This is a genomic window from Burkholderia sp. SIMBA_062 (assembly GCF_046534765.1).
In the GTDB taxonomy this organism is placed as follows: domain Bacteria; phylum Pseudomonadota; class Gammaproteobacteria; order Burkholderiales; family Burkholderiaceae; genus Burkholderia; species Burkholderia ambifaria.
In genome coordinates, this window is sequence record NZ_JAWRYD010000008.1 from 77,879 (window position 1) to 92,162 (window position 14,284).

10 protein-coding genes are annotated in these 14,284 nt (G+C 68.4%); 2 read left to right on the forward strand and 8 right to left on the reverse strand.

Annotation, left to right across the window (positions count from 1 at the left end; translation table 11 throughout):
- The first annotated feature begins 192 nt into the window (after positions 1-192).
- A complete protein-coding gene (locus SB786_RS10725; RefSeq protein ID WP_410727434.1) occupies positions 193-1,932 on the forward strand; it encodes a protease pro-enzyme activation domain-containing protein in 1,740 nt (579 codons plus the stop codon).
- Positions 1,933-2,003: 71 nt separating this feature from the next.
- Here SB786_RS10725 and SB786_RS10730 read toward each other — a convergent pair whose 3' ends face one another.
- The 5 genes from SB786_RS10730 to SB786_RS10750 form a co-directional block, all read right to left on the reverse strand.
- On the reverse strand, positions 2,004-3,413 hold the full coding sequence (locus SB786_RS10730; protein WP_410727435.1) for an MFS transporter: 1,410 nt from the start codon (positions 3,411-3,413) through the stop codon (positions 2,004-2,006).
- 212 nt (positions 3,414-3,625) lie between these two features.
- Positions 3,626-4,462 (reverse strand): ABC transporter permease, encoded by an 837-nt coding sequence (locus tag SB786_RS10735; protein ID WP_044845306.1) that lies wholly within the window; start codon positions 4,460-4,462, stop codon positions 3,626-3,628.
- Positions 4,463-4,499: 37 nt separating this feature from the next.
- Complete coding sequence (locus SB786_RS10740) at positions 4,500-5,762, reverse strand: ABC transporter permease (RefSeq protein WP_410727556.1); 1,263 nt, start codon at positions 5,760-5,762, stop codon at positions 4,500-4,502.
- 102 nt (positions 5,763-5,864) lie between these two features.
- Complete coding sequence (locus SB786_RS10745; protein ID WP_410727436.1) at positions 5,865-6,917, reverse strand: ABC transporter substrate-binding protein; 1,053 nt, start codon at positions 6,915-6,917, stop codon at positions 5,865-5,867.
- An 81-nt stretch (positions 6,918-6,998) separates the two neighbouring features.
- Entirely contained in the window at positions 6,999-8,096 is a 1,098-nt protein-coding gene (locus SB786_RS10750) for an ABC transporter ATP-binding protein (RefSeq protein ID WP_410727437.1), read from the reverse strand.
- A gap of 108 nt (positions 8,097-8,204) precedes the next feature.
- Between SB786_RS10750 and SB786_RS10755 the strand changes: the two genes are divergently transcribed.
- The gene (locus SB786_RS10755; RefSeq protein WP_410727438.1) at positions 8,205-9,728 is read left to right on the forward strand and encodes a PLP-dependent aminotransferase family protein; all 1,524 of its coding nucleotides are present in this window, start codon (positions 8,205-8,207) and stop codon (positions 9,726-9,728) included.
- A 19-nt stretch (positions 9,729-9,747) separates the two neighbouring features.
- On the opposite strand, the gene SB786_RS10760 is transcribed toward SB786_RS10755, so the two are convergent.
- The 3 genes from SB786_RS10760 to SB786_RS10770 form a co-directional block, all read right to left on the reverse strand.
- Positions 9,748-10,782, reverse strand: coding sequence for a lipase secretion chaperone (locus SB786_RS10760; RefSeq protein ID WP_410727439.1), 1,035 nt, complete (start codon positions 10,780-10,782; stop codon positions 9,748-9,750).
- Positions 10,783-10,785: 3 nt separating this feature from the next.
- Positions 10,786-11,880, reverse strand: a complete 1,095-nt coding sequence (locus SB786_RS10765; RefSeq protein WP_410727440.1) for a triacylglycerol lipase — start codon at positions 11,878-11,880, stop codon at positions 10,786-10,788.
- 229 nt (positions 11,881-12,109) lie between these two features.
- Positions 12,110-14,242: a TonB-dependent copper receptor gene (locus SB786_RS10770; RefSeq protein ID WP_410727441.1), complete on the reverse strand. Its 2,133-nt coding sequence runs from the start codon at positions 14,240-14,242 to the stop codon at positions 12,110-12,112.
- Between the last annotated feature and the right edge of the window lie 42 nt (positions 14,243-14,284).

A 14,284-nucleotide genomic window follows, 5' to 3' on the forward strand; every position in this document is an offset into this window, starting at 1 on the left:
TTCCCTTCGCCGGGGCCGCCGCGCGTGCACGAACGACGTGGCGCACGCGTGCGAGCTCGCCGATGTCAGAACTGACAGCTATGGAAACTGGCAGCTACCTGAATAGCACCGACGCCCTACGCTCGTCACCGCTCGCGGCCCCACAAGGGCCGGGGGTTCCAGCAACGTCGTCTCTCCTCAAAAGGACTCCCGATGAAAAGGAACACCTGGTTTGCGCTGCCCCTTCCGTCGCCCCGCCACCTTGCGTTCGCGGTACCGCTCGTGTTCGCCGCCGTCGCGGCCCATGCGGCGACGGACTGGGTCGATACCCACACGAAGGCCTTTCTGACCGGCCCGCAGTTGACGGCGCGCAGCGCGGCGCCGTCGCTCGAACTCGCGGCCGGCGAGACGACGGACATCGTCGTCAGCCTGAAGCTGCGCAACGCCGCGCAGCTCAAGCAACTGGCGCACGACGTGAACCGGCCCGGCAACGCGCATTACCGCCAGTACCTCACGCCCGAACAGTTCCTCGCCGGCTACGCGCCGACCGAAGCCCAGGTCAAATCGGTCGTCGACTATCTGCGCAAGAGCGGCTTCGTGAACATCGAAGTCGCGCCGAACCGGCTGCTGGTGTCGGCGCGCGGCACGGCCGGCACGGTGAAGACCGCGTTCAACACGTCGCTCGTGCATTTCGAGTACGCGGGCCGCTCCGGTTTCGCGAACGCGTCGACCGCGCAGGTGCCGCATGCGCTCGGCGACGTCGTCGGCTCGGTGCTCGGGCTGCAGAACGTCGCACGCGCACGGCCGCTGCTGCGCATCGGCAACGTTGCGAAGCCGCAGGCGCTCGCGGCCGGCACGGCCACCGGCCACTATCCGAAGGAATTCCCCGGCCTCTACAACGCGACCGGCGTGCCGACCGCGGCCGGCGTGACCGTCGGCATCATCACGATCGGCGGCGTGTCGCAGACGCTGCAGGACCTGAGGCAATTCACGTCGAGCAACGGTTACGGCACGGTCACGACCCAGACCGTCAAGACCAACGGCACCGGCACGACCGGCAGCTACAGCGACGACCAGGATGGCCAGGGCGAATGGGATCTCGACAGCCAGTCGATCGTCGGCTCGGCCGGCGGCCAGGTCGGCAAGCTCGTGTTCTACATGGCGGACCTGAACGCCGCCGGCAACACGGGGCTCACTCAGGCATTCAACCGCGCGGTGTCGGACAATACCGCGAAGGTAATCAACGTGTCGCTCGGCTGGTGCGAGACCGATGCGAACGCGGACGGCACGCTCGACGCCGAGGAGCAGATCTTCACGACGGCCGCCGCGCAAGGGCAGACGTTCTCGGTGTCGTCGGGCGACGAAGGCGTGTACGAGTGCAACAACCGCGGCTATCCGGACGGCGGAAACTACACGGTGTCGTGGCCGGCCGCGTCGCCGCACGTGCTCGCGATCGGCGGCACGACGCTGTACACGACGTCCTCGGGTGCATTCTCGAACGAGACGGTGTGGAACGAGGGCCTCGACGGCAACGGCAAGCTATGGGCCACGGGCGGCGGCGTCAGCTCGATCCTGCCGGCGCCGTCGTGGCAGTCGGGCAGCAATCGTCAGTTGCCCGATGTGTCGTTCGACGCCGCGCAGAGCACGGGCGCGTACATCTACAACTACGGCCAGTTGCAGCAGATCGGCGGCACGAGCCTCGCCGCGCCGATCTTCACCGGCTTCTGGGCACGCCTGCTCGCGGCAAACGGCACGGGCCTGGGCTTCCCGGCCCGCAACTTCTATGCGGACATTCCGTCGAACCCGTCGCTCGTGCGCTATGACGTCGTATCGGGCAACAACGGCTATCAGGGGTATGGCTACAAGGCAGGCAGCGGCCGGGATCTGACGACCGGCTTCGGCAGCCTGAACATCGCCAACCTCAACAAGCTGATCCAGACGGGCGGCTTCTGAGTGTGACGCGAGGGCCGGCGCGCGGCGGAAGTTGGCGCGCGCCGGCCGACGCATTTCCAGGCGTCGGTGTGTTACTCCGTCGCCCGCTCCTTCACCGGCACCGGCGCGCCGGCCCGATGCGACGGCGCGAAGAGCCGCAACCCGCTCGCGACGCTCGCGGCGCCGGCAAAGCCCGCACCGAGCATCAACGCGAGCGTCGGCCCGTGGCGGCCGGCGATGCCGAACGACAGCGCGACGAGCGCCGCGCCGGTCGCCTGCCCGATCAGCCGCGCGGTCGCGATGATCCCGCTCGCGCCGCCGCTGCGCTCGGGCGGCGCGCTCGACATCAACGCCTTCAGGTTCGGCGACTGGAAGAAGCCGAAGCCCGCGCCGCACAGCATCATCCGCCAGCCGATGTCGAAGACGTTCGGTGCGCTCGGCAGCGCGGCGAGCGCGACCATCCCCGCGCTCAGCAAGGCGAGGCCGATCGCGCCCAGCAACCCGGGCGGATAACGGTCGGACAGCCGGCCCGCGATCGGCGCGGCCAGCGCGACGACCGCCGACCACGGCGTCATCAGGAAGCCGGTCTCCACCGCGCTGCGATGCAGGACGGTTTCGAAGTAGAACGGCAGCGAGACGAACGCAAGCCCCTGCGCGGCAAACGCGCATACGGCCGTCAGCGCGGACAGCGTGAACACCGGCCGGCGGAACAGGTCGACCGGCAGCATCGGCGCCGGGTGCCCGGCCTGGCGGCGGATCAGCAGCCAGCCGAACGTGAGCGCGACCGCGGCCGCCGCGAACACGACGGACAGCGGCCCGCGCTGCGCGAACTCGCCGAGCGCGAAGATCAGCGACGCGAACGTGATCACGTTGAACAGTGCGGCGAGCGGATCGAACACATGCTTGCCGCGCGCCGACTGCGGCAGCGACGGAATCGCGACGGCAAGCGCGAGCACGCCGAGCGGCACGTTCACCGCGAACAGCCACGGCCATGCGGCCACCGACAGGATCAACGACGCGATCGTCGGCCCCACCGCAAACGACACGCCGACGACGAGCGCGTTGAAGCCGACGCCGCGCCCGAGCCGGTGTGCGGGAAACAGGTTGCGGATCAGCGCGACGTTCACGCTCATGATCGCGCTCGCGCCGAAGCCCTGCACGATCCGCGCCGCCGTCAGTTGCGGCAGCGTCGACGCGAGCGAGCAGCCGAACGACGCGAGCGTAAACACCGCGAGCCCCGCGATATACACGCGCTTGTGGCCGACGATGTCGCCGAGCGACGCGAACGGCAGCAGCGTCGCGACCATCGCGAGCTGGTATGCGTTGATGATCCACACCGACGCGGCCGGCGACGCGTGCAGGTCGGCGGCGATCGCGGGCAGCGCGGTGTTCGCGATCGCGGTGTCGAGCGTCGCGAGCGCGACGGCCAGCAGCACGGCGGACATCGCGCGCCAGTTGACGGCCGGCTCCCGGACGCCGGCGGGGGAAGCGAATTCGGACAAGATGAGGCTCGGCTGACGAGCGACGCGCGGCGTCGCGGATTGAGCGGCGCGGCGGCGCATGCCATGCGGTGAAACCGGTTCACGTGCCGTCGCGACCCGTATTGTTGCAGAGCCGTATCGAACCTGCAGGCAAGCGCGCCGTCAGTCAGCGAAACGAAAGCTTCGGGATGCCGCGCCGGGTGCGCGGCATCGTTGAGGACGCAACGATCGCGTCACGACACCGCACGTCGCGCGTTGCGTCCGCGCAGCCATTCCAGCGCGAGCAGCAGGCTCGTCGAGAAGATGATCAGGATCGTCGCGAGCGCGGCGATCGTCGGGCTGATGTTCTCGCGAATGCCGGTGAACATCTGGCGCGGCAGCGTGGTCTGGTCCGCGCCCGCGAGGAACAGCGTGACGACGACTTCGTCGAACGACGTCGCGAATGCGAACAGCGCGCCCGACATCACGCCCGGCGCGATCACCGGCAGCGTCACGCGAAAGAACGTCGTGACGGGATTCGCGCCGAGCGACAGGCTCGCACGCACCAGGTTCTGGTTGAAGCCCTGCAGGGTCGCGGCGACCGTCGTCACGACGAACGGCACGCCGAGCGCCGCGTGCGCGGCGATCAGCCCCGTGTAGGTATTCGCGAGCCCGAGCGGCGCGAAGAACAGGTACATGCCGACGCCGACCACGACGACCGGCACGATCATCGGCGACAGCAGCACGGCCATCAGCAGCCCCTTGCCGCGGAAGTCCGCCTTCGTGAGGCCGATCGCGGCGAGCGTGCCGAGCACGGTCGCGACGACGGTCGCCGACGGCGCGACGATGAAGCTGTTCTTCGCGGCCATGCGCCACTCGTCGGACGCGATCAGGTTCTCGTACCAGCGCGTCGAGAAGCCGGGAATCGGATAGACGAGGAACGTGCTCGACGAGAACGACAGCGGCACGATCGCGAGCACCGGCAGGATCAGGTACAGCAGCGTCAGCACGACGAGCACGCGCAGCGCGACATACCACGCGCGTTCGGCGAACGACATGTGCGGCGCGAACAGCGGCCTGGCGAGTTTCATGGTCGGCATCCCCTTCCCGTTTCCTTGTGCCCGGCGCTCAGCCGAGGCTCACGTTCGAGCGCGTGAAGCGCCCGTACACCGCATACAGCACCAGCGTCGCCGCGAGCAGCAGCCCGCCGAGCGCGCACGCCATGCCCCAGTTGATCGTCACGTTCGTGAAGTACGCGACGTAGTAGCTGACCATCTGGTCGTTCGGCCCGCCGAGCAGCGCGGGCGTGATGTAGTAGCCGATCGCGAGGATGAACACGAGCAGCGCGCCCGCGCCGACGCCCGGATAGGTCTGCGGCACGTACACGCGCCAGAACGCCGCGAACGGATGGCTGCCGAGCGATACGGCCGCGCGCTGGTAGGTCGGCGGGATCGACTTCATCACGCTGTAGAGCGGCAGGATCATGAACGGCAGCAGGATGTGCGTCATCGAGATGTACACGCCGACGCGATTGAACAGCAGCGCCAGCGGATGCGAGATCAGCCCGCTGCCGATCAGCGCCTTGTTGATCAGCCCCTCGCTTTGCAGCAGCACGATCCACGCGGCCACGCGCACCAGCACCGACGTCCAGAACGGAATCAGCACCAGGATCATCACGAGGTTCGCGCGCCGATCCGACAGCGTCGAGATCCAGTATGCGAGCGGATAGCCAAGCAGCAGCGCGAACAGCGTGACCGCGACGCCGATCACGAACGTCCGGCCGAAGATCGCGAGATAGATCGACTGGTCGGGATCGGCCTGCACGATCCGGCCGAAGCCGTCCTGCTTGTGGTCGAGCGCGGCGAGCAGGTAGAACGGCGACACCTGGCTGCCGTTCTTCGCGATCGCCTGCCAGTACGCGGCATCGCCCCAGCGCGCATCGAGGTCGAGCAGTTTCGCGCGTGTTTGCGCGGGCGTCAGCGCCGTGACGGCATCGTTGTCGCCCTTCAGCGGCATCGCCCGCGCCGTCTTCGCGACGAGCGAGCGATAGCCGGGAATCTCGGTGTTCAGGCGCCGCGCGAGCGCGCCCATCGCCTCGCTGTCGGCGACCTTCGTCATGTCGGCCGCGAGCGCGACGTACGCAGCGTCGGCCGGCGGCGCCTTGCGGTCCCAGCCCGACAGCGCGGCGACCGTCTTCGGCAGCGCGGTCGCGATCTCGGGGTTCTGCACCGCGCGCGTGAGCAGCGTGCCGATCGGCACGACGAAGATGAGCAGCAGGAAGATCGCGAGCGGCGCGACCAGCAGCAGCGCCATCGTGCGCTTGCGGGCCTCGGCGGCCTTCAGTTCGCGCTTGAGCGCGGCTGTCGACGGCGAGGAAGGAGCGATCGTCATCGTGTTCAACGGTTCTCTCCGGCCGGGCTCGAGCCGGCGGAATGCCGCGCGACGCGTTCGGCGCGTCGCGCGGCAGGTTGCATCAGGACAGCCTGAAGACGGTTACTTCGTGGCCCACGCGCTGAAGCGCTGCTCGAGCTCGTCGCTGTGGTCGGTCCAGAAGCCGATGTCCTCCAGCACCGCGTTCTTGCCGTTGGCCGGCGAGTTCGGCAGGTTCGCGAGCGTCTTCGCGTCGAGCGACTTGATCGCCGCGATGTTCGTCGGGCCGTACGCGATGTGCTGCGCATACCCTTGCTGCGGCTTCGGCGTCAGCGTGTACGCGATGTACTGCTCGGCCAGCGCCTTGTTCGGCGAGCCCTTCGGAATCGCCCAGTAGTCGAGGTCGTAGATGCTGCCGTTCCACACCACCTTCAGGTTCTTGCCTTCCTTCTGCGCGGCATCGATGCGGCCGTTGTACGCGGTCGACATCACGACGTCGCCGGCCACCAGGAACTGCGGCGGCTGCGCGCCGGCTTCCCACCACTGGATGTACGGCTTCAGCTCGTCGAGCTTCTTGAACGCGCGGTCCTGGCCGGCCTTCGTGCCGAGCACCTTGTACACGTCCTTCGTCGCGACGCCGTCGGCCATCAGCGCGAACTCGAGGTTGTAGCGCGCGCCCTTGCGCATGCCGCGCTTGCCGGGGAATTTCTTCACGTTCCAGAAATCGGCCCAGCCGGTCGGCGCGCCCTTCAGCTTGTCCGCGTTGTAGGACAGCGCGGTCGACCACACGAAGAAGCCGACGCCGCACACCTGCGGCGCTTCCGGAATCAGGTCGGACTTCTTCGCGATCTTCGACCAGTCGAGCTTCTCGTACAGCCCTTCGTCGCAGCCGCGGTTCAGGTCGCCCGATTCGACTTCGACCACGTCCCAGTTGACGTGCTTCGCCTCGACCATCGCCTTCACTTTCGCCTGCTCGCCGTTGTACTCGACGGCCGTGACCTTGTTGCCGGTCGCCTTCTCGAACGGCTGGTTGAATGCGGCCTTCTGCGCGTCGCCGTTCGCGCCGCCGAAGTTGACGACCGTGAGTTCGGCCGCCGTGGCCGATGCGCCGACGACAGCCAGTGCCAGTGCCAGTGCGAGCGCGGTGCGACGTGCGGTAGAGCTTGCTCCGTTCATGATGGTTCCTCTCCTCTCGTGGTGGAAATGGGCTTTGTTGTTGACGACGTACGTGCTACGGAAAAACGGTGAAACCCGGTGTCAGGCGAACACGCGCAGGTGCTCGGGCGCGAAGGCGAGCGCCACCGGCGCGCCGGGCGCGAACGCGTGGAGCGCATCCGTGCCGAGCGGCACCTTCACGAAGCATTCCTCCTGGCCCGGCAGCGCGCAGCGCATGCGCACGTGATCGCCGAAATAGATGAGGCTGCGCGCCTCGCCGGTCACGCGGTTGGCGGCCGCGCCATTCGCGTGCCCATTGGCGGCAAGGCTCATGCGTTCGGGGCGGATGCAGGCGACGGCCGGCGCGCCTTCGGCCGCATCGCCGATGCGGCGCCCGACGAGCTGCGTGCCGTCGTCGAGCCGGAATTCGCAGAAGTCGCCCTCCACGCGCGCGATGGTGCCGCGCAGCCGGTTGCTGTCGCCGATGAAGTTCGCGACGAATTCGTTGCACGGCGATTCGTACAGGCAATCGACGGTATCGAGCTGCTGCACGATGCCCTTGTCGAACACGGCGACGCGATCGGACATCGTCAGCGCCTCGCCCTGGTCGTGCGTCACGTAGACGAAGGTCACGCCGAGCTTCTCGTGCAGCGCCTTCAGTTCGTACTGCATGTGTTCGCGCAACTGCTTGTCGAGCGCGCCGAGCGGCTCGTCCATCAGCACGAGCTTCGGCTCGAACACGAGAGCGCGCGCGAGCGCGATGCGCTGCTGCTGGCCGCCCGACAACTGCGCCGGATAGCGCTTCGCGAAGCGTTCCATCTGCACCATCTTCAGCGCATGCGCGACGCGCTCCGCGCGCTCGGCGGCCGACAGCTTGCGCACCGTCAGCGGATACGCGACGTTCTGCTCGACCGTCAGGTGGGGAAACAGCGCGTAGTTCTGGAACACCATGCCGATGTTGCGCTTGTGCGGCGGCACGGTATTCAGCAGCTCCCCGTCGAGCCAGATTTCGCCGCCCGTCGGAAACTCGAAGCCCGCCAGCATCATGAGGCAGGTGGTCTTGCCCGAGCCGGACGGCCCGAGCAGCGTCAGGAATTCCCCTCGGTGGATGTCGAGGTCGAGCGATTTGACGACCAGCGTCTCCCCGTCGTAGGTCTTCCGCACGCCGCGAAAGCTGACGATCACATCATCGGACTTCATCGTGGCTGTCCCCTTGCTGCGCGACAATTGATTATGAGATGAGATTCACTATACGGCGCGCACGGTCCTACAATAGGGAACCATTTCAATATTCCGCGTGGGACCACTTTGGACACCGTCATCGTCGCCGACTGGCTCTCGGGCCGGATCGACCGCAGCTCGCCCGAACCGATGTACCGGCAGTTGCTGCAGCTGATGCAGCAGGCCATCCTGACCGGCGAATTGGGGCCGGGCACAAAACTGCCGAGTTCGCGAACGCTCGCGGCCGACCTGTCGATCGCGCGCAATACCGTGCTGCACGTGTACGACCAGTTGACGGCCGAAGGCTACGTGCTGACGACGACCGGCAGCGGCACCTACGTGGCCGACACGCGGCCGGACGCCGCCGTCATCCACGCGCCGGGGGCCGCGCCGCCGCCGTCAGCCGCCGACGAACCGCCGCTTCCCGACGCGCACGGCGGCCTGTCGATGCGCGGCCGGCAGTTGATCGAGCACGCAGGCGTGTCGCGACGTCAATGGGGCGCGTTCATGCCGGGCGTGCCGGACGTGTCGGAATTCCCGAGCCGCACGTGGAGCCGCCTGCAGGCGCGACTGTGGAAGGAAGCGAATCCCGAGCTGCTGACCTATGCGCCGGGCGGCGGCTACCGGCCGCTGCGCCGCGCGCTCGCCGACTACCTGCGCGTCGCGCGCTCGGTCAAATGCTCGCCGGACCAGGTGATCATCACGACCGGCATCCACCAGTCGATCGACCTCGCGGTGCGGCTGCTGTCCGACATCGGCGATCGCGCGTGGGTCGAGGAGCCGTGCTACTGGGGCGTGCGCAGCGTGCTGCAGGCGACCGGCCTCACGCTCACGCCGGTGCCGGTCGACCAGGAAGGCATCGACCCGAGCGCGGGCGACATGCAGCAGCCGCCGCGGCTCGTGCTCGTCACGCCGTCACACCAGTATCCGCTCGGGATGGTGATGAGCCTCGCGCGGCGCCGGATGCTGCTCGAATACGCACGCCGACACCGCTGCTGGATCATCGAGGACGACTACGACAGCGAATTCCGCTATGGCAGCCGGCCGCTCGCGTCGCTGCAGGGGCTCGACGACGGCGGCCGCGTGATCTACGTCGGCAGTCTCGGCAAGATGCTGTTCCCGGGCCTGCGGATGGGCTACATGGTCGTGCCCGAGCATCTGGTCGATACCTTCCGCACCGGGCTGTCGGAGCTGTACCGCGAAGGCCAGCTGATGCAGCAGGCCGTGCTCGCCGAGTTCATCATGGACGGGCACCTGACTTCGCACGTCAGGCGGATGCGCACGCTGTACGGCGAGCGCCGGCAATTGCTGATCGATGCGATCCATGCGCGCTTCGGCGACGCGCTGCCGGTGATGGGCGACGAAGCCGGCCTGCATCTGGTGCTCGGCCTGCCCGATACGTGCGACGATCGCGCGGTCACGCAAAGCGCATTCGACGCGGGCGTGATCGTGCGCCCGCTCACCAGCTACTACAGCCGGCAGGACACGGCACGCCGCGGCCTGCTGCTCGGCTATGCGTGCGTCGCGCACGAAGGCATCGGCCCCGCGTTCGACACGCTCGCGGCAACCATCGAACAGCACCTGCCGCGGCACTTCACGCGCGCGGCGTGATGGGGTTCGCCATCGTCCGTTATCGCGCGGCCGCCGCGCCGCGGTCGAGCGACGCCGCTCGCACCGCTTCGCCGGACTTCGTGAACATGCGCCGCCTTAGCGCGGCGATCCGCGCGTCGCGATCCTGCGGCGACAGCCCGGCCGCGTCGATCTGCGCGCGCTGCGCCGCATAGTCGGCGTAGCGGCTCTGCCACGACGCGTCGTCCTGCTGCATCTGCACGACGCGCGCGGCGGCATCAGGCCCGAGCGTCTGCGTCAGTTGCGCGCGCATCGCGTCGGGCGTCGCCCCGCTCTTCTGCAATTGCGCGATCTGATCGATCGCGGCCTGCTGCCGGTCCGCCTTCTGCCGTGCCGCGCGTTCGTCGGCCGGCAGCTGCTGCGCGAGCGCCGCGAGCCGCTCCGCCTTCTGCGCATCCGTCAGCGTGCGGTCCTGCGCAATCTTCAGCCGCGCGAGATCGTAGCGCTGCCGCCACTGCTCGGCGCCGAAGAACGGCTGGCTCCAGTCGCCGAGCGTCCGGTACGCGATCGACACGCGCTGGTCGAGCGCGAGCTGCAGCGCACCGAGATCCGACTTGTCGACCGCGCCGGCGTCCGGCAGCTTCGCGAGCGCATCGAGATACGCGCGATATCGATGCCAGACGTCGAGCGCCTCGGGCTGCGCCATCGTGCCGTCCAGCTGCGCGGCGATCTCGCGCACGACGAGCGCATCGAGCGCGGTCGCGCTCAAGTCGCTCCGCGCGCTCAGGCAGTAGTCGAAGAAGTCGCGCACCGCGCGCGACTTCGCGAGATGGCCGCCAGCATCGAGCGGCAGCCGCGGCGCGCTGGAACCGGCAAGCGACGGCGGCAGGCCCGCACTCGCTGGCACCGCGGCCCGCGGTGCGGCGGCTGCCACGCCGCCCACCGCCGGCGCATCCGGCACGTCACCCGCAGCGCCCGTGCCGCGATGCGGCCCCGCGCCGCTCCATATCGCGACGCCGGCGATTGCCGCCAGCCCCACGACACCATAGATTGCAGCGCGCCGCGCCAGCGGCGCGCGCCCTTCACGTGCCGCCATCGATCACGCGCCCGCGAGCTTCAGCCGATTCGCATGCGTGCGAATCACCGCGACAGGATCTTCCGCGTTCGCGCCGCGCACGCCGAGCAACTGATTGATCTCGTCGATATGGTTCCACTTGTAGCTCGTGCTCAGCACCTTGCCGTACAACGCGCTGCACTTCGACACGAGCCCGTCGTTCTGGCCCGAGCCGCGGTTGATCATCACCGTGCCCGTGCCGAACAGCGCGAGCGTCGACAGGTCGAGCACGTTCGCCGGGTCGACGAGCGGAATGGTGCTCGTATCCGTCGCACCCGTCACGCCCAACAGCGAAAGCGTCGGCTGGATCGCCGTACCGGCCCACGAATACAGCAGATGCGTGTTGCCGCCGACGGTTTCCGTCGGCGCGCCGGTCTGGCAACTTCCGGGGGCGCCGAGGCCCGCGCTCGGATAGTTCTGGTTGTAGGTGGCGGCCTGCGCGGTCGTCAGCGTCTTCAGCGACGCGAGCGCGTCCTGGTTCGTGTTGTGGCTGCTGCTCGTCAGGATCCCGAACACATTGACGAATGCGGCGATCACCGTCGACGACAATCCGGTCGGATCGTACGCGAGCACGCCCTGCACGAAGTCGGCGAACTCGGAGCCGCGATGCGGCGTGCCGATCGTCGTCACCGACGCGACGAGATCGGGCGCGACGGCTGCGACATAGCGCGACGTGAGGCCGCCCTGGCTGTGACCGACGAGATTGACCTTGGTCGCGCCGGTCGCGGCGAGCACCGTCTTCACGTAAGCGAGCAGCTGTTCGCCGCGCCCGTCCGGGCCGTCGTCGCTCTGGAAGCCCGACAGGTTCGCGACGTAGACGGTCGCGCCGTGCTGCTGCAGGTCTTCCTGGATGCCGTACCAATACTCGAGTACGCCCGCATACTTGTCGGTGCCGGTAAGCCCGTGCACGAGAATGATCGGATAGCGCGTCGTCGCATAGTCGTCGACGGGCGCCGGTGCCGCCATCGCCGCGTGCGTCGTCGCGAGCGTCATCAGCGCGGTCGTCCCCGCGAACGGCGCGACGCTCATCGCGCATGCCACTGCCCCTGCCACTACCCTGGAACGCATCGATCTGGCCATGCATGTTCTCCTGATTATTGTGCTGCCGGTGCGAATGAGATCGGATCGACGCGTACGGCACGTTGCCGACAGTCGCGGGCATCGTGTGCGTCGAATGCGGGAGTGAAGCACGAGTCGCGAACGTTTGCGCCTTGACTAGATACGGTTCTCTAATCGGTTGACGCGCCCCGCCCGGTCGGGCGGGGTCGCGTCCATGCGCGCGCATGCTGCATCGCACACGCGCCGTGGATCAGAGCTTCGCACTCACGCGCACCCATGCCGTACGCCCCGGCTCCATCACCGGCGCGTTCGCCGGATAGCCGAAGCCCGCGTTGCCGGCGAGGTTCAGGTGCTCGGCATAGGCCTTGTCCAGCAGGTTGTCGACGCCGACCGAAATCTGCACCTTCTTGCTGACGTTGTACTGCGCATGCAGCGACAGCACGCCGAACCCGGCGCTCGGACCGAAGTCCTTGCCGACCACGTTGCCCTCGTTCAGCGCATACCGATGCTGCGGCGCAACGATCCGCCACAAGCCGCCCGCCGACCATGCGCCGCGCGTGTATTCGAGCCCGAAGCGCACGTCGAGCGGCGGCATCTGCGGCAACGGATCGCCGCTCGTCGCGTTGCGCCCCCATGCATACGCAAGCGACGTCTCGACGCGCAGCGGTGCGACCGGCCGCCACGACACCCCGGCTTCGCCGCCCATGATTTGCGCGTTGACGTTGGTCGCCTGCGTGGTCGGGCCCATCATCCCGGCCGCGTAATTGAACAGGATGTAGTCCTGCACATAGCCTGCGTAGGCCGACACCCACGCATCGACCCGCTCGCCCTTGTACTGCGCGCCGATGTCGAGCTGCGTGGTCTTCTCCGGCTGCACCGCCGAGAACGCGTTGACCGAACCGGCCGGCCCGCGCTTCGCGGAGAACAGCTCCCAGTAGTCCGGATAGCGTTCCGCGTGACCGACTCCCGCGTACCACGTAACGGGCAGCGACGCGAGATCGCGCTCGTAGCGCACGAAGCCGCTCGGCAGCACGCGCGCGCGATCGTCGTCGAAAGTAGGGTTCGGCTTGCTCGCCATCATCCCGCTCGTCGTCGCACGCTTGTCGCGGGCGCTCGCGTAGTCGACCCGCGCGCCGCCGATCACGCGCGACACATCGCTCGCGTACCACGTGAGCTCGCCGAACGCGCCCGCATTCCACATCGTCGCCTGCGCATCCCACGGCTGATCGCCGTAGTTCTGCCGCCCCATCGCCGAGCGCGCGTCGAGCCGGTTCGACTGCGCGTCGACGCCGGTCACGAGCTTGAAGTCGTCGCCGAAACGAAACGTCGCCGCCGCCCGCGCGCCGAGCGTGCGGCGCCGCACTTCGGATGCCATCCGCATCGGCATGCTGCTGGTCGGGTCGGGCTGCCGCAGCGTGTAGTTGTCCATCACGTGGTCGGCTTCGTTGTAGTACACGCGGGCCTCGATGCGGTCGAGCACGTCGCCGAGATGCCGCTTGTCGAACGACAGGCCGAACGTCTCGCGACGGAAGTGCGCGCCGTCCATCCCGCGCCCCGCATAGCGGGCATAGCCGTCACCGGTGCCGGCTGTCAGCTCGACGCGCGTGTGATCGTCGGGCGTCCAGCCGAGCGCCGCGTCCGCGTTCCACTTGTCCCATTGCGACGGCACGGTGTTGCCGTTGCCGTCCTTATAGTCTTGCGCGTGCGCGTGGTTCGCGCTCACACGGCCATAGACGTCCGGCGTGCCGGCCGTCACGTCGACGTTCTGGTCGTTGCGGCCGAACGACCCGCCGACCACGCTGCCATCGAAGCGCATGCCGGGGCGCTCGAAACGCGGCGTCACGCGTTCGAACAGCACGGTGCCGGCCGATGCGCCGGGGCCGTACAGCACGGTCTGCGGCCCCTTCACGACCGTGACCTTGTCATAGCTTTCCGGCGCGATATACGAGGTCGGCGCATCCATCCGGTTCGGACACGCACCAAGCGTCGGCATCCCGTTCGCAAGAATGTTCAGCCGCGAACCGAACATCCCGCGCAGCACGGGGTCGCCGTTCGTCCCGCCGCTGCGGATCGACGTGAAGCCGGGAATCGTCTTCAGGTAGTCGGCGCCGTCGCTGGCCGGCAGCGGCTGGCGCGGCGTCTTCGGATCCGTGACGATGACGAGCGGTGTCGTCAGCGGCGACGCGACGACTTCGACGGGCGGCAGCAGCACGGCCGCGTCGTCCGCTGGCGCAGCGGCCGCACGCGCGGCTTCAGTCGCGGCGGCCGCCGCGGTCATCGCGCCGACGGCCAGCGCGGGAATGGTGAGTTTCAGCATGCGCGGCACGCGCCGCGCACGGGAATGGCGCGACGCCCTCGGCGCGCGCAAGGAAAGAATGGTCATGATCGAAAGCCCGAGTGACGCCCTCCACGCGGCCTCGACGGA